This window comes from Sedimentibacter hydroxybenzoicus DSM 7310, from assembly GCF_013403245.1.
GTDB classification, from domain to species: Bacteria; Bacillota; Clostridia; order Tissierellales; family Sedimentibacteraceae; genus Sedimentibacter; species Sedimentibacter hydroxybenzoicus.
This window is the reverse complement of record NZ_JACBNQ010000016.1, coordinates 23,588-46,818: the sequence shown is the minus strand read 5'-3', so window position 1 is coordinate 46,818 and position 23,231 is coordinate 23,588. Positions and strand designations below refer to the sequence as shown.

The 23,231-nt window shown below is 37.9% G+C and carries 24 protein-coding genes and 2 pseudogenes; 25 read left to right on the top strand and 1 reads right to left on the bottom strand.

The window, feature by feature from the left end; all coding sequences use genetic code 11:
- Nucleotides 1-5 precede the first annotated feature (5 nt).
- From cobM to HZF24_RS12805, 25 genes and pseudogenes are all read left to right on the top strand, one after another.
- On the top strand, nucleotides 6-761 hold the full coding sequence (gene cobM / locus HZF24_RS12925; protein ID WP_179238749.1) for a precorrin-4 C(11)-methyltransferase: 756 nt from the start codon (nucleotides 6-8) through the stop codon (nucleotides 759-761).
- On the top strand, nucleotides 761-1,513 hold the full coding sequence (cobK, locus tag HZF24_RS12920) for a precorrin-6A reductase (protein WP_179238748.1): 753 nt from the start codon (nucleotides 761-763) through the stop codon (nucleotides 1,511-1,513). Before cobM ends, cobK begins: the two co-directional genes overlap by 1 nt.
- Nucleotides 1,510-2,730 carry a precorrin-6y C5,15-methyltransferase (decarboxylating) subunit CbiE gene (gene cbiE / locus HZF24_RS12915; RefSeq protein WP_179238747.1) on the top strand — a complete coding sequence of 407 codons (1,221 nt, stop codon included), beginning with the start codon at nucleotides 1,510-1,512 and terminating at the stop codon, nucleotides 2,728-2,730. The genes cobK and cbiE overlap by 4 nt, the downstream gene beginning before the upstream one ends.
- Nucleotides 2,727-4,091: a cobyrinate a,c-diamide synthase gene (locus HZF24_RS12910; protein WP_322790744.1), complete on the top strand. Its 1,365-nt coding sequence runs from the start codon at nucleotides 2,727-2,729 to the stop codon at nucleotides 4,089-4,091. The genes cbiE and HZF24_RS12910 overlap by 4 nt, the downstream gene beginning before the upstream one ends.
- Before the next feature lie 5 nt (nucleotides 4,092-4,096).
- Nucleotides 4,097-5,128 carry a cobalt-precorrin 5A hydrolase gene (locus HZF24_RS12905; RefSeq protein WP_179238746.1) on the top strand — a complete coding sequence of 344 codons (1,032 nt, stop codon included), beginning with the start codon at nucleotides 4,097-4,099 and terminating at the stop codon, nucleotides 5,126-5,128.
- 144 nt (nucleotides 5,129-5,272) lie between these two features.
- Nucleotides 5,273-5,899, top strand: a complete 627-nt coding sequence (locus HZF24_RS12900; protein ID WP_246346138.1) for a precorrin-8X methylmutase — start codon at nucleotides 5,273-5,275, stop codon at nucleotides 5,897-5,899.
- A gap of 10 nt (nucleotides 5,900-5,909) precedes the next feature.
- Nucleotides 5,910-6,611, top strand: a complete 702-nt coding sequence (gene cobI / locus HZF24_RS12895; RefSeq protein ID WP_179238745.1) for a precorrin-2 C(20)-methyltransferase — start codon at nucleotides 5,910-5,912, stop codon at nucleotides 6,609-6,611.
- Nucleotides 6,608-7,327, top strand: a complete 720-nt coding sequence (gene cobJ, locus HZF24_RS12890) for a precorrin-3B C(17)-methyltransferase (RefSeq protein WP_179238744.1) — start codon at nucleotides 6,608-6,610, stop codon at nucleotides 7,325-7,327. Before cobI ends, cobJ begins: the two co-directional genes overlap by 4 nt.
- Before the next feature lie 16 nt (nucleotides 7,328-7,343).
- Nucleotides 7,344-8,390: an ABC transporter substrate-binding protein gene (locus tag HZF24_RS12885; protein ID WP_179238743.1), complete on the top strand. Its 1,047-nt coding sequence runs from the start codon at nucleotides 7,344-7,346 to the stop codon at nucleotides 8,388-8,390.
- A 128-nt stretch (nucleotides 8,391-8,518) separates the two neighbouring features.
- Complete coding sequence (locus HZF24_RS12880) at nucleotides 8,519-9,520, top strand: FecCD family ABC transporter permease (protein WP_179238742.1); 1,002 nt, start codon at nucleotides 8,519-8,521, stop codon at nucleotides 9,518-9,520.
- Complete coding sequence (locus tag HZF24_RS12875; RefSeq protein WP_179238741.1) at nucleotides 9,521-10,327, top strand: ABC transporter ATP-binding protein; 807 nt, start codon at nucleotides 9,521-9,523, stop codon at nucleotides 10,325-10,327.
- Complete coding sequence (locus tag HZF24_RS12870) at nucleotides 10,320-11,156, top strand: ABC transporter ATP-binding protein (protein ID WP_179238740.1); 837 nt, start codon at nucleotides 10,320-10,322, stop codon at nucleotides 11,154-11,156. The genes HZF24_RS12875 and HZF24_RS12870 overlap by 8 nt, the downstream gene beginning before the upstream one ends.
- Nucleotides 11,156-11,890 carry an ABC transporter permease gene (locus tag HZF24_RS12865; protein ID WP_179238780.1) on the top strand — a complete coding sequence of 245 codons (735 nt, stop codon included), beginning with the start codon at nucleotides 11,156-11,158 and terminating at the stop codon, nucleotides 11,888-11,890. The genes HZF24_RS12870 and HZF24_RS12865 overlap by 1 nt, the downstream gene beginning before the upstream one ends.
- 22 nt (nucleotides 11,891-11,912) lie before the next feature.
- Nucleotides 11,913-12,689: a sirohydrochlorin cobaltochelatase gene (locus HZF24_RS12860; RefSeq protein WP_179238739.1), complete on the top strand. Its 777-nt coding sequence runs from the start codon at nucleotides 11,913-11,915 to the stop codon at nucleotides 12,687-12,689.
- Between the two features lie 27 nt (nucleotides 12,690-12,716).
- On the top strand, nucleotides 12,717-13,442 hold the full coding sequence (locus HZF24_RS12855; protein ID WP_179238738.1) for an energy-coupling factor ABC transporter permease: 726 nt from the start codon (nucleotides 12,717-12,719) through the stop codon (nucleotides 13,440-13,442).
- Complete coding sequence (locus HZF24_RS12850) at nucleotides 13,426-13,710, top strand: energy-coupling factor ABC transporter substrate-binding protein (protein ID WP_179238737.1); 285 nt, start codon at nucleotides 13,426-13,428, stop codon at nucleotides 13,708-13,710. Before HZF24_RS12855 ends, HZF24_RS12850 begins: the two co-directional genes overlap by 17 nt.
- A 14-nt stretch (nucleotides 13,711-13,724) precedes the next feature.
- Nucleotides 13,725-14,426: a cobalt ECF transporter T component CbiQ gene (cbiQ, locus tag HZF24_RS12845; protein ID WP_179238736.1), complete on the top strand. Its 702-nt coding sequence runs from the start codon at nucleotides 13,725-13,727 to the stop codon at nucleotides 14,424-14,426.
- Between the two features lie 16 nt (nucleotides 14,427-14,442).
- Nucleotides 14,443-15,234 (top strand): energy-coupling factor ABC transporter ATP-binding protein, encoded by a 792-nt coding sequence (locus tag HZF24_RS12840; RefSeq protein ID WP_179238735.1) that lies wholly within the window; start codon nucleotides 14,443-14,445, stop codon nucleotides 15,232-15,234.
- Between the two features lie 18 nt (nucleotides 15,235-15,252).
- Nucleotides 15,253-16,164 (top strand): annotated as a pseudogene (nrdD, locus tag HZF24_RS12835) (anaerobic ribonucleoside-triphosphate reductase); the annotation flags it as partial.
- 434 nt (nucleotides 16,165-16,598) lie between these two features.
- A pseudogene (gene nrdD / locus HZF24_RS12830) lies at nucleotides 16,599-17,888 on the top strand (anaerobic ribonucleoside-triphosphate reductase); the annotation flags it as partial.
- A complete protein-coding gene (gene nrdG / locus HZF24_RS12825; RefSeq protein WP_246346136.1) occupies nucleotides 17,885-18,403 on the top strand; it encodes an anaerobic ribonucleoside-triphosphate reductase activating protein in 519 nt (172 codons plus the stop codon). The pseudogene nrdD (HZF24_RS12830) and the gene nrdG, both read left to right, overlap by 4 nt.
- A 13-nt stretch (nucleotides 18,404-18,416) precedes the next feature.
- A complete protein-coding gene (gene tsaA / locus HZF24_RS12820) occupies nucleotides 18,417-18,836 on the top strand; it encodes a tRNA (N6-threonylcarbamoyladenosine(37)-N6)-methyltransferase TrmO (RefSeq protein WP_179238732.1) in 420 nt (139 codons plus the stop codon).
- A gap of 45 nt (nucleotides 18,837-18,881) precedes the next feature.
- Nucleotides 18,882-20,429 carry an ABC transporter substrate-binding protein gene (locus HZF24_RS12815; RefSeq protein WP_179238731.1) on the top strand — a complete coding sequence of 516 codons (1,548 nt, stop codon included), beginning with the start codon at nucleotides 18,882-18,884 and terminating at the stop codon, nucleotides 20,427-20,429.
- Entirely contained in the window at nucleotides 20,426-21,484 is a 1,059-nt protein-coding gene (locus tag HZF24_RS12810; protein WP_179238730.1) for a FecCD family ABC transporter permease, read from the top strand. Before HZF24_RS12815 ends, HZF24_RS12810 begins: the two co-directional genes overlap by 4 nt.
- Nucleotides 21,484-22,269: an ABC transporter ATP-binding protein gene (locus HZF24_RS12805; protein ID WP_179238729.1), complete on the top strand. Its 786-nt coding sequence runs from the start codon at nucleotides 21,484-21,486 to the stop codon at nucleotides 22,267-22,269. Before HZF24_RS12810 ends, HZF24_RS12805 begins: the two co-directional genes overlap by 1 nt.
- Here HZF24_RS12805 and HZF24_RS12800 read toward each other — a convergent pair.
- Complete coding sequence (locus HZF24_RS12800) at nucleotides 22,240-23,106, bottom strand: DMT family transporter (protein WP_179238728.1); 867 nt, start codon at nucleotides 23,104-23,106, stop codon at nucleotides 22,240-22,242. The two genes, HZF24_RS12805 and HZF24_RS12800, sit on opposite strands and share 30 nt — an antisense overlap.
- Between the last annotated feature and the right edge of the window lie 125 nt (nucleotides 23,107-23,231).

Here is a 23,231-nt window from a genome sequence, read left to right as displayed (position 1 = left end):
ATAAAATGGTGCATTTTGTAGGAGCAGGTCCAGGTGCAACGGATTTGATAACAATGAGAGGACATAAGTATTTGTCCGAAGCTGACGTAATAATATATGCCGGCTCATTGGTAAATAAGGAGTTATTAAGCTATGCAAAAGAAGGGGCAGAAATTTATAACAGCGCGCATATGACTTTGGAGGAAGTTGTAGATGTTATACAAAAAGCTGAAAAAGAAAACAAGGATACTGTGAGACTGCATACGGGAGACCCCAGCATATATGGTGCAATCAGAGAGCAGATTGATTTGCTGAAAGCATTAGATATCAGGTATGACGTAGTTCCGGGTGTCAGCTCGTTTTTCGGTGCGGCGGCATCATTGAGTGCCGAATATACATTGCCGAATGTGAGCCAGTCTGTAATTATAACCCGTATGGAGGGCAGGACTCCCGTTCCGGAAAGAGAAAGCATACGGTCATTTGCCGCACATAAATCAACTATGGTTTTATTTTTAAGCTCCGGCTTAACGGAAGAATTATCAAAGGAACTGATTGCGGGAGGATATGAAAAGGAAACTCCCGTCGCCGTGGTTTACAAGGCAACATGGCCTGATGAGAAAATATTTAGATGCACTGTTCAAAGTCTGCCTCAAACAATGAAGGACAACAACATAACAAAGACGGCATTGATTCTGGTCGGTAATTTCCTTGGGGATGATTATGAAAGAAGTGAATTGTACAACCCCAAATTCTCGCACGAGTTCAGAGAGGGAATCAAGTAATGAATGTGTGTATTTTCGGCGGAACGACAGAAGGACGCCTGCTGGCTGAGTTTCTGAGTGAATTAAATGCAGAAACTGATTTATACATAGCTACAGAATATGGCGAGCAATTTGTTAAGGGCTTAAAAAATGTAAATGTTCATCAAAGCCGTCTCGATAAGAAGAGTATGATTGAATTATTTAAAAACAGCAGCGTTGACTATGTAGTAGATGCAACCCATCCATTTGCAAAAATTGTTTCGCAAAATGTCAGGGAGGCAGCAGAATACTGTAATTTAAAATATTACAGAATTATAAGAGAAGCAGATAAAGATGAATATCCCATATACTTTGACCATGTTGAAAATATTGTAAGATATTTGAATGATAATGAAGGAAATATATTGTTAACCACCGGCAGCAAGGATTTAGATAAATTTACGGGCATCAATAATTATAAGGAAAGGATTTTTGTGAGAATTCTGCCTATGGAAAGCTCGTTGAAAAGAGCTTTGGAGCTTGCTTATTCCAACAAAAACATTATCTGCATGCAGGGACCCTTCAGTGAAGAGCTTAATATTGCTATGATAAATTCCATTGGCTCAAATGGTACAAAATTCCTCGTAACGAAGGAAAGTGCGGCATCCGGAGGATTTGAAGAAAAGATAAGCGCATGCATTAAAACAAATACGAAATGCCTCGTATTAAAAATGGCTGAAGAAGAAGGAATAACACTGAAAAATTTCAAGGAAATAATAAGAGGGAACATATGAAAAAGGTTTCTATAATCGGACTGGGTATCGGAAATTTAAGCTATATTCATAACAAAGCCATAGAGACAATAAAATCGTGTGATTGTTTGATAGGGGCTAAGAGAATGCTCAAGGATTTTATGGAGTTGAACAAGCAAACATACGAAAGCTCAAATGCCGAAAGTATATGTAATTATATAGCTCAAGGAGATTATAAATCATACGGGATTTTGGTTTCCGGGGACAGCGGATTTTACAGCTTATCAAAAAAAATTACTGAGATTTTGGGAACGTATAAGGACATTAGGCTTGAAAATATTCCTGCAATCAGCTCGCTCCAATACTTTTCATCAAAATTGAATATACCATGGGACGACATAAAATATGTCAGCGCTCACGGCAGAAATCTAAACATTATATCCAACGTTATTTTCAATAAAAAAACATTTATTCTTACCTCGGGAGATTTTGGTCCCGGCAGCATATGTGAAATCCTTACAAGCAAGGGGCTGGGACACTTAAAGGTAAGTGTAGGAGAAAAATTATCTTATGATGATGAAAGGATAGTTGAAGGCGAAGCACACGCCATCGCTGAAATGACCTTTGACGGTCTTGCTGTTATGATAGTCCACAACGATGATTACATTTCCGCAGATGAAGCATACCGCTCCATAAAGGATGAAGAATTCGTTACAGGCAAAGCACCTATGACTAAAAGTGAAGTAAGGACTGTAAGCATCGGAAAGCTTAATCTGAAAAGTGATTATACAGTATACGATATTGGTGCAGGAACAGGCTCCGTATCGGTTGAAACAGCTTTAAAGTTAAATAACGGAACACTGTATGCCGTGGAAAGAGATGATGATACAGCGTACTTGATAGAGAAAAACATAGAGAAATTCAGAATGTACAACGTTGAAGTTATAAGAGGAACAGCACCAGAAGCAATAGAAAACCTTCCAAAGCCGGACGCTTGCTTCATAGGAGGAAGCAGCGGCAATATGGATGAAATAATAAATACAGTTTTACAGAAAAATCCTTATGTCAACGTGGTTATTAATACAATCACGCTTCAAAGCTTAAACGAAGCAATAAGTTGTATGGAAAAATACAGATTCAATGATGTGGAAATTGTCAGCATCACTGCGGCAAAATCAAAAAAAATGGGAAGGTACGATCTTATGATGGGACAAAATCCAATCTATATAATCAGCGGCAAGGGAAGTGGTGTACTGTGATAGCAAATTCTCCAAGAATTATGATTTCCGCCGCAGGAAGCAACAACGGCAAAACAACCGTAACATCGGCAATTTTAAAAGCATTTGCAATGACCGGCAAAAAAACTGCAGGATTTAAGGTGGGACCTGATTACATAGACCCCATGTTTCATACAAAAGTTATTAAAATTCCCTCCAGAAATTTAGATAGATTCATGATGGGTGAAAACAACTATAAATATGTATTCAGCAAAAATAGCAACGGTGCTGATATTTCAATTATTGAAGGAGTGATGGGCTATTACGACGGTATAGGAACAAATACTTCATGCAGCTCATATGAGCTTGCACTGTCCCTTAATTGCCCGGTGGTATTGGTCATTAATCCAAAGGGTATGGCAGTGTCAGTATGTGCAATAATTGAAGGGTTTAAAAGCTTCAGGGAAAAAAGTAATATAAAGGGCGTTATATTAAACTGTGTTTCAAGCGCAATGTATGAATATTACAGAAAAATCATTGAATCGAATACGGATGTCAGGGTTTACGGCTACATGCCGGAGCTGTCGGACTGCAAGCTTGAAAGCAGACATCTGGGGCTGGTAACTGCCGAGGAAATCGGGAACCTTGAATCAATCATAGAGAAATTAGGACAGCAGGCATTAAAGACAATTGATCTGGAAGGACTATATTTGCTGGCAGCAGGTGCGGAGCCCGTAGAATATGACGAACCGGATATAAATTATATAGATAAAACAAAAATTGCAGTGGCATACGATAAAGCATTTTGCTTTTACTACGAGGATAATATTGACATACTTGCAGAAATGGGCGCTGAAATAATTAAATTCAGCCCCCTTAAGGACAAGGAACTTCCCAAAGACATCGGAGGCTTATACTTTGGAGGCGGTTATCCGGAATTATATGTGGAAGAGCTTTCACAGAATAAATCCATGCTTGACGATATAAAGTCAAAAATTAATGAGGGTATTCCTACATTTGCGGAATGCGGAGGATACATGTACTTAATGGAAGGCTTTACAAATAGGGACGGCATAACTTACAGCCTTGTGGGAGTAATAGAAGGGAACAGCTGCATGACAGGATCTCTTAAGAGATTTGGATATATTACATTAATAAGTCAGAAAGATAATTTAATGTGCAAAGCCGGAGAAGAAATAAACGGTCATGAATTTCATTATTCGGACAGCACCAACACGGGAGAATCATTTTTGGCTGTTAAGCCGGAGTCTGACAGAAGTTGGAAGGCAATCATAGCAGATGATACAAAATTCGTGGGATATCCTCATATAAATTTTGTAGGAAATCTAAGCTTTGCAGAAAACTTTATTAAAAAATCTATTGAGTATTCAAGTAACAGGTGAAAAAAATGAAAATTGACATATACGCATTTTCTGGTAACGGAGCAAGGCTCTGCGATAAATTAATTGAACATTTAAATGATGATGAAGTGAATGCCTATGTTCCCAAGAGATATACGGATTCTGCCAAGTTGGTTAAGCTGCGGGAAGAAAATTTATACAAATCAATGGACGAATCGTTTAGAAGTGCTGATTGCATTATTTTCGTGGGTTCTACAGGCATAGCGGTAAGAGCCATAGCCCCTTTCGTCAGAAGTAAAAAAACTGATCCTGCCGTTATCTGTATGGATGAAAAAGGCATAAATGTGATTTCTCTTTTGAGCGGTCATATAGGCGGAGCTAATAGGCTTACAAAAAAAATTGCGGACATTGCAGGCGGCAATCCCATCATAACCACCGCAACCGATATTAACGGTAAATTTGCAGTTGATGAATGGGCTCATAACAGCAACCTCCACATAATGAGCTTAAAAAGGGCAAGGAATATTGCTGCGGACATATTGGAGGATAAGAAAATAGGGTTCAAGTCTGATTTTAATGTGACAGGAAGTATCCCTGATGAAATTGATTTTGACGAAAAGGAAACAGGAATATGCATAAGTCTCGATTCAGATAAGGCTCCATTTAAAAGTACGCTGAATTTAATTCCAAGGATTGTATCAGTGGGAGTGGGCTGCAGAAAGGGAACAGATTTCAATGATGTTTATAATGCGGTAAAGGAAGTTTTAAGAAGGAACAATATTTCTCACTTTGCAATCAGCTCCATAAATTCAATTGATTTAAAAAAAGAAGAGGAAGCTATAAAGAGGACGGCCGAGATTTTCAAAGTACCCTTTCACACTTATTCAAAGGACGAGCTTAACAGGGCAGAGGGGCAATTTTCAAGCTCTGACTTTGTAAAAAGCGTTGCGGGAGTTGACACCGTATGTGAAAGAGCGGCAATTATGGGCAGCAAAACAAAAAAGATGATAATAAATAAAACGGTTGTCAATTCGGTTACGGTGGCGGCAGCTGTAGATGAATATGAGGTGAGGTTTTAATAGGCCGCTGAAAAAGCCCACCTGCGTCGTTGCCGTTCAGTCGGTCAATCCTCACGTATGTCCGAATACGCTGCGGTTGCCCGTCTTCCGGCGCCTTGCAGGATGAACTTTTTCAACAGCCTAAGGAAATTAAGAGGAGGAAAAATGGAAAATATTATATTTGTAGAGCCAAATAACATTGAAAAGAGAAGCTTTGAAATAATACAGGAAGAAATGGGAGAAATACAGATTGAAAAGGAAATAGAGCCCATAGTAAAAAGAGTAATACATACATCGGCCGACTTTGACTACTTGGATAACATGTGCTTTTCAAAAAATGCCGTGAAAAAGGCGAAGGATGCTCTGAAAAATGGAGCAACAATTGTTACAGACACAAACATGGCTTATTCGGGCATAAATAAAAAAGCAGCCGCTAAATATGGAGTAAATATCCAGTGCTTCATGGCTGATGAAGATGTGGCGAAGGAAGCCGCCATGAGGGGAGAAACGAGAGCTGCTGTTTCCATGGAGAGGGCAGCCATGATAAAAGGTCCCTTAATTTTTGCGGTGGGCAATGCTCCTACGGCTTTAATAAAGCTTTATGAAATGATAAAGAGCGGAATGATTAATCCGGAGGTTATAATAGGGGTTCCAGTGGGCTTTGTAAATGTAGTTGAAGCGAAGGAACTGATAATGAGCCTGAATAATGTGGAATACATTGTTGCGAGGGGAAGAAAGGGAGGAAGCAATATAGCTGCGTCAATATGCAACGCTTTATTATATAACATTTAAAGGAGGCTTTATGTTTTACGGTATCGGAGTAGGTGTGGGAAACAGTCTGACAGTAACAAAAAAGGCAATAGACGTACTGGATACACTTGATATTTTATACGTACCTACCGCTAAAAAAACAGAAAAATACAGCACTGCACACAGTATTGTAAAAGATTATATAAATGAGAAAACAATAATAAAGGCAAGACATTTTCCTATGAATTACAATACGGAAGAGCTTCAGAATGCATGGAGTGAAATTGCATCTGAAATAATCAAAGATGTAATGGTCGGAAAGGATGTAGGCTTTATAACTATCGGAGATCCGATGGTCTACAGTACCTATGTTTACCTTTTAAAAATTTTGAAGGATAAAATAAAGATAACAACAATACCCGGCATAGCATCATTTTTGGATATTGCCTCCAACAACAATTTTCCTTTAGTGGAAGGGGAGGACCCCTTAATAATTTTGCCTGCTACTATGGGTGCAGAAAGGCTTAGAAGATATATTAAAAATGAAAATTCGATTGTTTTAATGAAGGTATACAATAATTTTGATGAGATTTTAAAAATGATTATCGATGAAGGACTGGAGAAGAATTCTCTGGTTGTAAGCAATTCGTCCAAGGATGAAGAAATAATATATCAGAATATTAAGGATGTAAAAAAATCTGATGTATCGTATTTTACCACCATATTAATAAATAAAAAATGGGAGATATCATGATATACGCAGTAGGAATAGGTCCCGGAAACCGGGAAACAATGACGTACGAAGCAATGTCGGCATTTGAGGAATCAGATGTTATAGTCGGTTATAAAACATATATTGACCTGGTAAAGGATCTGATAAAAGACAAAGAAGTTGTTTCAAACGGCATGAAGCAGGAAGTGGACAGGGTCAAAAAAGCCATAGAAATTTCAAAAACAGGCAAGACCGTATCGGTTATAAGCTCTGGAGATGCAGGAGTGTACGGTATGGCAGGCTTGATTTTAGAATTGTCAGAGGATGAGGAAGTCAGGGTAATCAGCGGAGTAACCGCATCCACGGCAGCAGCAGCTGTATTGGGAGCACCACTCATGCATGACTTCTGCCATATAAGCCTGAGTGATTTATTAACGTCCCTTGATCTGATATATAAAAGAGTTGCTTTGGCGTCAGAGGGTGATTTCGTTATATGTATTTACAATCCCCGGAGCAAGGGACGACCGGATTATTTGAAAGATGCCTTTAAAATAATGAAAATACATAAATCTGGTTCAACTCCTGTGGGCATAGTTAAAAACGCATGCAGGGAAAATCAGGAGGTACACATTTGCACAATAGATACAATTGATTATGAAACGGTTGATATGCTGAGCATAGTAATAGTGGGCAACAGCTCAACCTATATAAAAAACAATAAGATCATAACTAAAAGAGGTTATGAAACAAAATATTAATTAATCGGAGGAAAAAATGAAAAAATCAATATTTTTAAAAATTATGTTAACAATTGCAATTATGGCGGTGATTTTTGCAGGGTGCAGCAAGGATGGCAGTGAAAATGAGCAGCCGGTAGTAGAAAACCCATCAGAAGAAGCTGCAAATCCGGAAGATGATAAAAGTAAAGATGAATCATCAGATTACGGAATAAAAATTAATGAAGAAAATGTTGTATTCACAGATGAATCAGGCAAGGAAGTAACAATAACAAAGAATCCTCAAAGGGTTGTTGTACTGCAGAATTCTCTTTTAGAAATCTGGGATCAGGCAGGTGGAAAGGTTGTAGGCAGAGTTGAAGAATCCGAAGACAAAATAGTTGAAAATGCTATGTCGGCAGAAGTTGTGGGTTCAATGGGAGCTCCAAGTCTTGAAAAAATATTGTCACTGCAGCCTGATTTGATTATTATTTCAGGTAGCTATTCAGCACAAAGAGAAATGGTACCCTCATTTGAGCAGAATAAAATACAGGTTATTAATTTAGATAATGATATACTTGAGGATTATTATAAAACAGTAAGGATGTTTACGGCTATTACCGGCAGGGAAGATTTGTACGAAAACCATGTAAGCAACATACAAAAGAAGGTTGACGAAATAATTGCAAAAGCACCTAAAGACAAAAATTATAAAGCTGTAATAATATTTGCCACAGCAAAAAATACAACAGTAAGAGATTCAAATACTATGGTTGGGGAAATGATAAAGGACTTAAATGTAATTAACATATCTGATTCAGTTGATGCAGGTGCTGACACAAAGACATTCAGCATAGAAAGAATATTACAGGAGGATCCTGATTTCATCTTTGTACAAACAATGGGAAGCGACCTGGAGAAAATTACTGAAAGACTGAAATCTGATGCTTTGGACAATCCTGCGTGGGCATCTCTTACAGCAGTAAAAGAAGACAGATACATCGTTCTTCCAAAGGATTTATATTTGTACAAGCCAAATGACAGATATCCTGAAGCATATGAAGGATTGGCAAAGATGATATATCCGGAAGTGTTTTCAGAATAGTCGGTCGCCGAAAAGTCCTGCCTGCTGCGTTGCTGTTCAGGCGCCTTGCAGGACGAACCTTTTCGGCAACCTTATGTATTTTATTGTCGTCATCAATATCGGAATGTAAAGGCTGGTAGAAATAAATTATGACTAACATAAATAGAAAAGACAAAATAAAAAAAGGTACAATTTTAATTGCTTGTATATGTTTTTCAATTGTGGGATTCTTTATAAGCATAATGAACGGGGCTGTAAAAATATCTCCGTCGGAGATAATAAGTGCCATATTCTTTGAAGAAGCAACAGTCAATTATCAGATAATATGGAATGTAAGATTGCCAAGAACAATAACTGCGTCATTGGTGGGAACGAGTCTGGCATTATCAGGCTGCATACTTCAGGGCGTAATGCGAAATCCCCTGGCAAGTCCTAATATAATCGGAGTTTCTTCCGGTGCAGGACTTATGACTTTGATTGTACTGATAATTTTTCCTGATTACTATTATCTTGCACCTTTGGGTGCTTTTGCAGGAGCACTTTTAGCCACACTTTTTATATATTTTCTAGCCTGGAAGGAAGGAGCAGCGACAACACGGCTTATTCTGGCCGGAGTAGCGGTTTCTTCCCTGCTGGGTGCAGGCAATAATGCCATAATGACATTTTATCCTGAGAAGGTTGCAGGAGTTATAGGGTTTATGGTAGGAGGGCTGTCATCTACCAACTGGAAGCATGTTGATATGATATTCAATTATGCGGTTATAGGAATAATACTTCTTTTATTTGTTACAAACAAATTGAACATACTCATGCTTGGGGATGAGGTAGCCACAGGACTGGGATTAAATGTGGAAGCAACAAGATTTTTCTTTATAATAATTTCCTCCTTGCTTGCGGGAGCTGCAGTCAGCGTGGTGGGATTATTAGGATTTGTGGGTCTTATAGTTCCTCACATCACACGGCTTTTTATAGGCTCAGACTACAGGTACCTGATTCCGGCAACTATTTTTACCGGTTCTGCGGTGGTTGTCCTTTGTGATACATTGGCAAGAGTTATGTTTGCTCCTCTCGAAATACCTGTAGGAATTATTATGTCAGCACTTGGAGCACCGTTTTTCCTATATTTGCTGAGAAGAAAGAAGGAACATTAAATGGACTTAAAAGTTGAAGGTTTGAATGTAAGCTACGACGAAAAAAGTATACTTAAGAATATCAGCTTTAATGTTAAATCAGGCGAAATAGTAACCATTATCGGTCCTAACGGCTCTGGGAAATCCACGCTTATAAAAACAATCAGCCGTTACTTAAAGCCAAGGAGCGGAGATATTTATTTTAACGAAGTCAATATAAGACGTATTAACACAAAGGAAATAGCCAGAAATCTTGCTGTGCTTCCTCAGGTCAAAGCTGTGTCCTCAGATGTTTCCATTGAAGAATTAGTTTCATACGGACGGTTTCCTCACCTTAAGTTTGGGAAAAGGATGGGAAAGGATGACAAGGAAGTAATCGCATGGTCGCTGGAAAAAACGGGACTATTTCACATGAAGGACAGATATGTAGCTACGCTTTCCGGCGGAGAGCGTCAAAGAGCCTGGATTGCAATGACTCTGGCACAAAAGCCTAAAATGCTTTTGCTTGATGAGCCAACAACATTTCTTGATATCTGCTATCAGATGGAGACGCTGGAAATGGTAAAGGATCTGAACAAAACCCTTGGCATAACTGTTGTCATGGTTTTGCACGACATAAATCAGGCGGCAAGATATTCTGATAAGATGATGGTCATGCATGAAGGTGAGTTAAGAGAATATGGAGAACCGTGCCGGATAGTCAGCAAGGATTTATTAAAAGATATTTTCAGAATCGATGCCGACATTTATGAAGATAAAGTAAACAATTGTCCGTACTTTATCCCTAAGAAGAATAACAATACAGCAGGGAAGTGTCAAGATGATTGAAATAAAAGATCTCAGTAAAAAATTCAATAATTTTACAGCCGTAAATAATATTGATTTAGTTATAAAATCAGGTGAATTTATGGGAGTTTTAGGACCAAACGGAGCAGGCAAGACAACAACCATAAAAATAATTACGGGCTTGTTAAAGCCTACTGCCGGAAATGTATACATTAACGGGAGTTTAATGAACAGAAACAATAAAGAAATAAAAGGAATTATGGGCATTGTACCTCAGTATTCCAATCTGGACAAGGAACTTACCGTATATGAAAATCTTGTTTTTGCCGCAAAACTTTTCAGAGTAGAAAATTACAGGAATAAAATAGATGAGCTTTTGGATTTCGTTGAATTATCAGATTTCAAGGACAGAATGACGGGAAATTTGTCAGGTGGTATGGCAAGGCGGCTTACAATAGCAAAAGCTCTCATAAATGATCCGGATATAATTATACTGGATGAACCCACTGTAGGGATAGATATAAACGGAAGAAGAAAGATATGGGATATTTTAAAATATCTTAAGTCAAGGAACAAGACAGTGCTGCTGACTACTCACTACATTGAGGAAGCAGAATATTTGTGCAGCAGAGTATGTCTTATTGACAAGGGCGTTATTATTCAGGACAGCACACCCGAGAACCTGAAAGAGCAGCTGGGGGCTTATACCGTTGAATATTTCGATGCAGAACTAAAAACAGCATATAAATTTTTTGACTCAAAGCAAAAAGCACTGGATTATTCCGCAGGCATAAAAAGCTCGAATTATACCGTAAGGGAAACAACCCTGGAGGATGTCTTTTACAATTATACAAACAGGAAGGTAGTGTGATGGAAATAGTTACTGTTTTGTGGAGAGAATATTTGTTTTTTAAAAGGCGAATAGGAAGAATTACCTCCTCAGCCGTCATGAGTCCTGTATTGTATCTTATTGCTTTCGGATGGGGGCTTGGCAAGGATGTAGTGGTGGAAGGAGCCACATACATGCATTTCCTCATACCCGGGCTTATCGCCATGACAACCATGAATACGGGCTTTAATGCAGTATCTACAAGGATTATTACATCAAAGCTGTATGAAAGAAGCTTCGAATATTATCTGACGTCTCCTATAAGCATGCCCCTTATGTCCTTTGGATACATATTGTCGGGAGCATTGAGAGGGATTTACGCAAGCATTCTTATTATATTGGTATCATTGTTATTCGGAGTCATAATAGAAATCAGTCTTTATTTTTTGGTAATTTGCTTTTTAAACAGCTTTGTGTTTTCTGCATTGGGATATGCTGCCGCCCTATCAATTGAGAGTCATTACGATATGGGGAGATTCAATACATACATAATGACGCCAATGTCATTTTTGTGCGGAACATTCTTTTCGTTGGAGAATTTGCCGGGTGCCGTAAAGTCAATAGTGGGTATATTGCCTCTGTCTCATGCATCTACATCACTCAGAAGCATCGTATTGGAGGGGAGATTCTCATACAGCTCAATTTTGGTTCTCACAGCATATGCATTATTGTTATATATTATCAGTGTCTACATGAGTTACAGGGAAATGAAATAAAATACGAAATTTTGGAGGAAATATGAAAAAAGCAATAGTTGTTGCAAGCTTTGGATGCTCAATAAAAGATTCAAGAGAAAGATATATTGAGACCATTGAAAATGCGGTCAAGGGTAAATATAAAAACATTGACTGCTTCAGAGTATTCACGTCAGAAATTATCAGAAGAAAAATGAAACGGGAAGAAAATCTGGATATCCATAATATGAAGAGCTGTTTACAGAAGCTGAAGGAAGAAAATTACACCCATGTCTACGTATCTGTAACTCACGTAGTACCGGGATTTGAATATGAGAAGGTTTTAAGAGCGGTTAACGAATATAAAGACAGCTTTGAAGAGATAAAAACGGCAAGAACATTTTTAGATGACCATATGGGAGAAGATGAAATAAACGTTATAAAATCATATATAAAGACTGATCTGAATGATGATGAGGCAGTAATACTGGTTGGACACGGTACGGGACATGAAGCTCACAAATATTATGAGCAGATTGAAAAGCTGCTGAGAATGGATACAAGCAATATTCATATAGCAAATATCGAAGGGAATCCGTACATTGACGATATTATGGATAAATTAAAAGCAGAGAAATACAAGAAAATTTATCTTTATCCGCTTTTGATAGTTTCAGGGGATCATGCATTAAATGATATCGGTTCAGATGACGTAGAATCGATAAAATCTAAAATTGCTGCCAATGGAATAAATGTAGAAATGTTTTTCACGGGTCTGGGTGAAAATGAGAATGCTGTCAATTTATTTGTTGGCAGATTAAATGAGATTTTAACTGTATAAATTACAGTATAAATAAAGGAGGAAGAAATGAAAAAAAGATTTATTTTATGTATGGCATTGCTGTCGGTAATGCTATTATCTCCAAATTATATTTTTGGAATGCACATTATGGAAGGGTTTTTGCCTGTAGGTTGGGCAATATTCTGGACAGTTGTGAGTCTGCCTTTTGTTGTTATGGGCATAAGAACAATATCCAAAACATTTAACAAAAATCCAAATCAAAAATTATTATTTGCTTTGGTAACTGCATTTGTATTTATATTATCAGCCCTTAAAATGCCTTCAGTAACAGGCAGCACGTCACACCCAACGGGCACCGGACTCGGCGCAATATTGTTCGGCCCTTTGCCTATGGCTGTATCAGGACTTATAGTCTTGCTGTTTCAGGCGCTTTTGCTTGCTCACGGCGGCATAAGCACATTGGGAGCAAATGTATTTTCAATGGCAATTGTAGGACCTTTTGCAGCGTATTTTACATACAAGCTGTTAAAGAGTACCAATAAAAAGCTTGCCGTATTTTTAGCGGCAGCTCTGGGAGATTTGGTCACATACATGGTAACATCCGTGCAGCTCGCATTGGCTCATCCGGATGCAGTGAGCGGAGTAATGGGTTCTTTGACTAAATTCTTAAGCATATTTGCAGTTACGCAGATTCCGCTTGCCATAGCTGAAGGAATTTTATCGGTAATAGTTTTCGAATTAATTGTAAATTATCAAAAAGAGGGAGGGTACCAGCTTGAAAGGATCAACTAAAAATATTTTATTGATTTTAGTATTAATTGTAATGCTGACTGTGCCGCTGTTAATTTTAAAGGATGCTGAATTTGGCGGAGCCGACGGACAGGCGGAGGAAGTTATAACAGAGATAAATCCTGATTATGAACCATGGTTCAGTCCGTTAATAGAGCCGGCAAGCGGTGAAATTGAAAGCTTATTGTTTTCATTGCAGGCAGCAATAGGAGCAGGAGTTATAGGATATTTCTACGGTCTTGTGAGAGGCAAAAGATTAGCTAAACAATAAAAAGAGGGTATAAAATGCTTATTATAGATAGATTTGCGTACACAAATAAATTCTGCAATTCAAATCCTTATTTTAAGGTAACAATTTCATTTCTTTTGATATTGTTATCAATCATCAGCTCAAACATATATTTTTTATGTCTAATGATTGCAGGAATTGTCTTGACAACAATATTCGGAGCAGGTATTCCAAAACAATCATATGCCAAGATGATTGCAGCTCCCGCGGTATATTTATTAATAAGCATTTTTACTATTGTATTTACTTTTGGTTTTTCAGATAAAGCATATACTGAAGGATTTATATATTTCAAACAATTTCACGTTTTAAATTTTTACATCGGTTTGGCGGAAGGAGCTGTCAAAAACGGACTTACATTGGGGCTGAGAGCATTAAGTGGTATAGCGGGCATGTATTTTCTCATTCTCACAACGCCATGCAGCCAGCAGATAAAGGTTATGAAAAAAGCAAAGCTGCCGCCAGTATTTATTGAGCTATATGTATTGACATACAGGTTTATAGCAATATTTTTTGAAGAAGCAATTTTAATTCATACTGCTCAAAAAATGAAGTTCGGATATGACGGATATAAAAATTCAATGAATTCATTGGCAGTATTGATTAAAATACTGTTTGTCAGAATAATGATGAGATTTAAGGATATGGAATCAATACTGGAACTAAAGCATTTCGACGGTAATTTTTACGTAGACTGATAAAAGCAGGTGCATTATGTTAAGAATGGAAGATGTAACATACATTTATGAAGATGGTACTGTGGCACTAAAAGACGTTAACATAGACTTAAAAAAAGGTGCAAAAATAGGCATAGTAGGATCAAACGGTTCAGGAAAATCAACATTGTTCATGATATTTTTAGGTCTCTTTAAGCCCACGAAGGGAAGGGTACTTTTTAATGAAAAAGAGTTGAAGTATGATAAGCGAACATTGTCGGAGTTGAGAAAAAATACAGGCATAGTATTTCAGGACCCGGATAAGCAAATATTTTTTTCAAGTGTTTTTGATGATGTGGCTTTTGCGCTTAGAAATCTTAAATTTAATGAAGATGAGGTGCAGAAAAGAGTTAAGCTTGCTATGGAGAAAACAGGCATAACAGAATTGCAAAATAAACCGGTACACTTCTTGAGCTACGGTCAGAAAAAGAACGTATCAATTGCAGGTGTGGCGGCAATGAATCATAACATTATTTTTTTTGATGAACCGACGGCAGGATTGGATTACAGGTCACAGGAAAATGTGAAGAGTATATTAGAAAATTTAAGCGAAAAGCAAGAAAAGTCTATTGTTGTTTCAAGTCACGACATGAATTTTATTTACGAGGCATGTGACTATATATATGTACTTAACAAGGGACAATTGCTGTCGGAAGGTAAAAAGGAAACAATATTTCTTAACAAAGAAATTTTAGATAAAGCCGGATTGGAAGAACCATTTTTGGTTAAGGTTCACAAATATTTGGGAAAAGAGCTGTACAAAAATGAAAGTGAATTATTTAGTGATTGATTCTAAGGAGGACATCGAATGAATGTTATAAAGAGAGACGGAAGACTTATAGGATTTGATAAAAGTAAAATATCAGATGCAATTCTCAAGGCAATGAGCCATACAGCAATGGGACAGGATATAGGAATTGCAAAACAAATAGCACAGGAAATAACCGATGAAACGAATGAAACCATTTCTGTGGAGGACATACAGGATCTTGTTGAAAAGAAGCTGATGGCAAGTCAGCGAAAGGATGTAGCCAAGGAATATATAATTTACAGAAATAAAAGAAATGTTGCAAGAGGGAGAAGGCAATACGATATATACATGGATATAGTCAATGCAGTTCCCAACGACGTTACGAGAGAAAATGCAAATATGAACGCTGATACTCCCGCAGGCATGATGATGAAATTTGCCAGCGAATCCTCAAAGCCCTTTGTTGATGATTGCCTTCTGTCCGAGCAGTCAAAAAATTATGTGGAGAATAACTACATACATGTGCATGATAAGGATTATTATCCTACAAAATCACTTACGTGCTTGCAGCATCCATTGGATTATATTCTCACAAAAGGGTTCAGAGCGGGACACGGCTCCAGCAGACCTGCAAAGCGTATAGAAACGGCTTCCATAATAGGATGTATTTCCATGGAGCAGATACAGAATGAAATGCATGGCGGTCAGTCAATACCTGCTTTTGATTTTTATCTGGCTCCTTACGTAAAACTTACATACAAGGAAGAAATCCGTAAGATAGAAGAACTTTTGAATATTGATTTAAGCGAACTTTGTGATATCGAAATAGAGGATTATATCGAAAAACCTTTAGAAGGACTTGAAGGAAATTCAAGATATATGCAGCAGTCCGTAAACAATACCGTGAAGCGAGTGCATCAAGCAATGGAAGCATTTATTCACAATATGAATACGATACATAGTAGAGGTAAACAATAACTGCCTCCTTCATGCAGAAATGCCTGATGAAAAAGGGAGCAAAATCGGAGGAAGCTAAACACTTGACACACCCCACGTGTAGAAATCAATATTTGATAAAGTGTATGCCAACACCGAGGTAACGAGTATTTGATACTAAAATATTTATAAATATTTTAAAGCTTTAAAAAGCTTTCGCACCGTAACGCATAGAAGGTGAAACTAATGAGTAATTAGAATATAATCCTTCCAAGAGTGTTCCCCATGTTAGTTGATAGAACTAACCTATATGACTTAAAAGTCAATAGCCTAACGTAATGTCGAGGATGAAAATATATGCTAAACTAGGCTGGAATAGACTAGCCGATAAGACAGTAACACAACTAGCTGTCAAATGAGGGAAACCTCTAGAGTCAAGGATAAAAAGCCTTGAGGTAATAACAATGGGTAATCAAGTTGTTTTCAGCTCCATAAATTACGGCACAGACACCAGTGCCGAAGGCAGATGCATAATAAGAGAGCTGTTGATTTCAACATACAAAGGTGTGGGGAACGGAGAAACTCCTATTTTTCCAATACAAATATGGAAGAAAAAAAGAGGTGCAAACTATCTGCCTGAGGACAGGAATTATGATTTATATAAGTTTTCCTGCAAGGTAACGGCAAGAAGGTTTTTCCCCAACTATTTAAATTTAGATGCTACGTACAATGCACATGAAGATTGGGATGCAAATGATCCCCGCAGGTTTGAAAAAGAGGTTGCCACCATGGGCTGCAGGACAAGAGTTTTTGAAAACAGACACGGCGAAAAAACCTCAATCGGAAGGGGAAATCTATCATTTACAACAATCAATATAGTTAAACTTGCATTGGAATGCAGGGATATGGAAGGTCTTGATACTAAGAAAAGAGAGTTTTTCAAAAGACTTCAGAAATGTATAGACGCAGCTGCGGAGCAGCTCTATGACAGATACGTATTTCAATGCACTGCAATAAAGAAGCAATTTCCCATGCTTATGTCGGGAATGTGGCTTGAAAGTGAAAAGCTCAGTCCCGATGACAGCGTTAAAAGTATATTGAAGCACGGAACATTGGGAATAGGATTTATCGGTTTGGCTGAAGCATTAATAGCATTAACCGGAAAGCATCACGGCGAAGATGAAAAAGCTCAGGAGCTTGGAATTGAAATTGTTGAATATATGAACAGAAGAATAAAGGAAAAGTCGGATTATTACGACTTGAATTACAGCTTGCTTTCAACCCCTGCAGAGGGCTTAAGCGGCAGATTCATTAAAAAAGACAGAAAGCAGTTTGGCAGCATTCCTCATATTACTGATAAGAAATATTATACAAACAGCTCTCACGTGCCTGTATGGTATAAATGCTCCATAGAGCATAAAGCTAAAATTGAAGCACCCTATCATGAATTTGAAAAAGGGGGACATATATTTTATGTGGAGCTTGACGGTGATGCCACCCATAACCCGTCAGCCGTTATGCAGACCGTTGACCTGATGGATAAGTACAATATGGGATACGGCTCAGTAAACCATACCAGAAACAGATGTAAAAGCTGCGGATATGAAGATGCTTCGGACAATCTGGAGATGTGCCCTGAATGCGGCAGCAAGGATATTGATACGATTCAGAGAATAACAGGGTACCTGGTTGGAGGAGTTGACAGCTGGAATAATGCAAAGAAGGCAGAATTAAAAGACAGGGTGAAGCATAATTGAAGCAACTGAATGATAAATTGCTCTATGTAGCCAATATTGTAGAAAATACCATAGTAGACGGAACAGGTTTCAGAACATCTCTATATTTAAGCGGATGTGACATACGCTGTGAAGGATGTCACAATAAAAATCTCTGGGATATTAGTTCAGGCCATGCCATGGAGATAGATGAGGTTTTTGAAAAAATTACAGGGAGCTTTACAAACATCACATTTATAGGCGGTGAGCCCATGATGCAGGCAAAGACCCTTGCTTTGCTTGCGGAAAAAATCAAATCAAATACCCGTAAGAATATATGGATATATAGCGGACGTACCTACGAAGAGATACTTCAAAATAAAGAATATCTTGAGCTGCTGAAATTATGTGATATATTGGTTGACGGTAAATTTGATAAAAGCTTATTCAAAAACAATTTACGGTTCATAGGTTCAACGAATCAAAGAATTATAGATATTAAAAAATCTTTGGAGAAAAATAATATAGTTCTCTGGAATGATGAAGAGGATTTATAAGGAAGGATGAATTATGAATTTAAAAAGAATTGGTATTGTTCACAGTATTTATAAAGAAAAAGGAGACGCCCCGAGACAAGGAAAACTTTCAAATCAGGAATCTACAATTGAAATTTTTCCGGAGTATATAGACGGTTTGGATGGGATTGAAGAGTTAAGTCATATAGTAGTCCTTTATTGGGGTGACAGAGCAAACAGGGAAACTCTCAAATCCACACCACCGGGCAGTAAAACAGAAAAGGGAGTATTTACAATCAGATCTCCCCACAGACCTAATCCAATTGCTCTGTGCGTTTGCAAGATAATTTCAGTAAAAGAAAATATAATAACGGTTACGGGACTGGACGCATTCGATAATAGTCCGGTACTGGATATAAAAGTCTTTGTGCCTAAAATAGATACAGATAAAGATTATTCGCATAACTCAGATTAATGGCTGGCAAAGCATTAATATAGATAACTTTATTAGGAGGAAAAAATGAAAGGTTTTAAAAAAGTATTAACCTTTGTTGCCTTGGTTTTAGTAATTGTTTTGTCTTTAACAGCATGCGGACAAGACGAGCAAACTCAGGCTCCAGCAAACGAAGGTGAAAAACCCGATACATCTTTTGCAGGAACATATGATGGTTCTGCCGAAGGTTATCATGGCAATCTGAATGTATCGGTTGAGCTTGATGAAACAGGAAAAATACTGTCTGTTGCGGTAGGAGAAGACCATGGGGAAACACCGGGTATTGGAGACATTGCAATCGAAAAGCTTCCAAAGCTGATTGTTGAGGCTCAGTCTCTCAGAGTTGATTCTGTGGCAGGAGCTACAAGAACCAGCGATGGAATTATCGGTGCAGTTGCGAATGCACTGAGCAGTGCGGGACTTGATCCTGCCGCACTCGGTTATGTACCTAAAGAAGTTGATAAATGGAAGGTAGCCAAATACGATGCATCGACAATGCCTGAAAAAGTTCCAACCACTGATACCATTGTTATAAAGGATGTAAAAGGACGCGAAGTCAGCATTGATGTGCCGATTTCTACATATGCACTGAGCACTATGGATGTAATCGACTTTATCATCCCAATATTAGGTGAAGATGCTTTTCATAAATTGGTGGCTTCCGGTAACGATGGAGGAAACGGAATTCTGGGTTATGACAAGCTTTATACACCTGTTGTAGGAACCTATATGACTCATTTTGGTCAGATTTCTGAGCACAATGCTCCCTTTGACTTAGAAATGATTCTTGCTCAGGATCCGGACGTTTTAATTGTAAATTCCGCAATGCAGGCACATAAATATGCTCTTGAAATTGAACCGCAGCTTACAGAGGCGGGTATACCGATAGTATTAATAGACGTTCCGGGTAAAAATCTTACAACCTCAACACAAGATACTTTCAAAATACTTGGCAGACTGTTCCAGAAAGATGAGAGGGCTGCTGAAGTAAGTACATTTATTGATGAGCAATACACCCTGATTGATTCCATGAATTTGGACGAAAAAACAGACAAGGCTACTGTTTACTATGAAAAGGGAGGGGCTGCTGAAGTATTTGGATCAACCGCTACGAGTCTTTCCGGATGGGGAGTGTTGATTGATTATGCAGGTGGCGAAAATATCGCTGATCCGATATTGATAGATGCAGCTTCCGGAAAAGGCAGCAGTAATACATTGGACCCTGAAATCGTACTGGAAGCTAATCCTGAATTTGTGATTATGAGCGGTGGAGGCTGGATGGATAATCATGCTAATGCCACCCATTCAGAACCCTCTTATGATATTGTTAACAGAACCGGATGGAGCGAACTTAAAGCAATAAAAGATGGTAACCTGTACAATCTTTCTCAGGCTATGAACAGATCCACATACTCTTTCTTTGCAGTAATTAAAATAGCTTCATGGCTCTATCCTGAAGAGTTTGAAAACATTGATGTAGATGCCATCATTGATGAGTATTTTGATCGATTCATGTTAACAGACAGCAGTGTTAATGTCTGGAGTCATAAGTGGGATGGAGTTACCAGGAAATGATAAAAACACAACAATTAGAAAACAATGTAAACCGCGAATTGTACAATGCAATGATTAAAAGGAGAGTCGCCTTGTCAGCGGTTCTCCTTGCTGCTTTATTTGCTTTGGTAATTCTCAATATTTTCATAGGCTCTTCAGATATTACGCTTAAAGAAATAATTATAGCTATTTTCTTGAAGGAAGGTAAAGGACATACCGTAATGATAGTCAATCAAATACGCTTACCCATGGCTCTGATGGCAGTTGCTGTTGGGGCGGGTCTTGGTATGGGAGGTTGTGAGATACAAACAATCCTTCGAAATCCTATTGCCAGCCCCTATACCCTTGGTATTACCAATGCAGCAACCTTTGGTGCGGCAATGGGACTTATTTTAAATATGAATGTCGTAAAGGCTTCGGAGCCGCTTATGGTTACTACTAATTCATTTTTATTTGCCTTATTGGCTTCCGTTCTTGTCTATGCCTTTTCACTCAGACCCGGAGCAGGTAAAAATGGCATCATACTATTTGGAGTTGCCCTTAATTTTCTTTTTAATGCGGCTACTATGATTTTACAGTATATCGCAAATGATGAGGACTTAAAAAGTATGGTTTTCTGGAATATGGGAAGCTTGTTGAAAACAACATGGACTAAATTTTACATTGTTTTTTCGGTAGTAGTCGTTTGCTTTATTGTTTTTTATCTGAACTCATGGAAACTGACAGCTATGACTTTGGATGATACAAAAGCACGGAGCTTAGGTGTTGACACACAAAAAGTTCGTCAAATGGTTATATTGCTGACATCTCTGCTTACAGCCGTTTCAGTGTGCTTTATAGGGGCAATCGGTTTTGTGGGGATTATCGCACCCCACATTGCACGCCAGTTTGTAGGGGAAGACCAGCGGTTTTTTCTGCCTCTTTCTGCTATGTTAGGAGCTTTTGTTGTCTCTGTTTCATTTGTTGTCAGCAAAATTGTTATACCAGGTGTGGTGCTTCCCATCGGTCTTGTGACCGCAATGATTGGCGTACCTATATTTCTTTTTATAGTATTCAGAAAGATGAGGACTTTGTAATGCTTAAAGTAAATAGTCTGACGTATTCATACAAAGGAGTCAAATCAAAACATGATGTATTCAAAAACCTTGATGTAGAATTCGGACCGGGGCTTAATGCTGTTCTGGGTCCGAATGGTGCAGGTAAATCTACACTTTTAAAAGCCATATTTGGGCTTTTAAAATATGAAGGTGCTATATATTTTGGAACAGAGAGTATTACAAAAATGAAAACTGATGAGAAAACAAAAGTAATGTCCTATCTTCCCCAGATGGATATTGATTTTTCTATGTTGAGTGTACTTGAGATGGTTCTGCTTGGAAGATTACCGGATTTAAAACAACGTGTTTCAGATGAAGATTTAAATGCGGTAATGGATACATTAGAGGCACTGAACATCAAAGACCTTGCAGGCAGGAGCTTTGGTGAGCTGAGTGGTGGTCAGAAAAAGCTGGTTTTTATAGCACAAACACTTGTTAGAGAACCAAAGATTATTCTTTTGGACGAGCCTACGAATTCTTTGGATTTACAAAAACAACTGGAGTTATGTCATCTTCTTCATAGAATAATTAAAGACAGAAAAATAGATATAATAGTGGTTTTACATGATATTAATTTAGCCGCAAGATATGCCGACCACATTGTAATAATAACAGGTGAAGGTGAATATTACGATTCAGGGTCAGCCAAGGATGTAATAACAGAAAAAATGCTAAAAGAAGTTTATGGGGTAATAGGAAGTGTTACTTTAGATGAAGAAAACAGACCTGTAATTTCAGCGAAGAGATCTGTCAGAGACAGCTAATTCGCCGAATGCGGCTCCTCCCAAGATTAAAATGGCACCGGCTATTTGTAAAGCACCTAACTTTTCTCCCAATATTGCTGCTGAGAAAATCAACGCAGAAAGAGGCTCCAGATATCCACAGATTGAAACGGTCTGCACCGGAAGGTCATCAATAGAGGAGAAATAGAAATAACATCCTATTCCGGTATTTACAACACCTAACAGCAGTATAGCCGGTAAATTTGTATGAACGATATCAATTGAAAAACCTTGCTTTATTCCAACGAAAATTGCAACCGCAAAAAAGCTTGTAACTAACTGGTACATGGAATTTTCAAGTCCCGTTATGCTTACGGCTTTTTTATTGAATACCACCATTATTGCGTACATTATTGCTGATAATATACTAAGTATCAATCCCCAAGAAATTATTCCCTGTGATAAAGCTTGATAGTTTACAAAAAACATTCCGATTATTACGGCAAAAAACCCTAACAGCTTTGTATTTGCCAGTCTTTCCTTGAACAGAACCGGTGAAAGAATCATGATAATAACAGGACCGCAATAATACGATAGTGTAGCAATGCTTACACCGATTTGCGAGTATGCTTCATATAAAAATATCCAGCTTGCACCCATGGCTATGCCCGAAATAATTAAGTACATGGAGTGTGATTTGTTCTTCCAAAACATACGCTCTGTTTTAGAAAATAAAAATATCAATATCAGAAACATGCTTCCTATTAAAGTTCTTAAAAAAACAATTTCATAGCTGCTCAGTAAAATGTAACTTGCCACAATTCCATTGGAGCCGAACATGAGCAGAGCCGAGATATATTTTAAATATGCAGTCTTCATTTAAGTCCCCCTCGTATATATAGATTTCAAACTATTTATTCTATTATGCTTGAATTTTTTGTGATATTAGTATATCATAGCATCATATATTACAAAAGCGAATGTTTATCATGTTATATATGAGC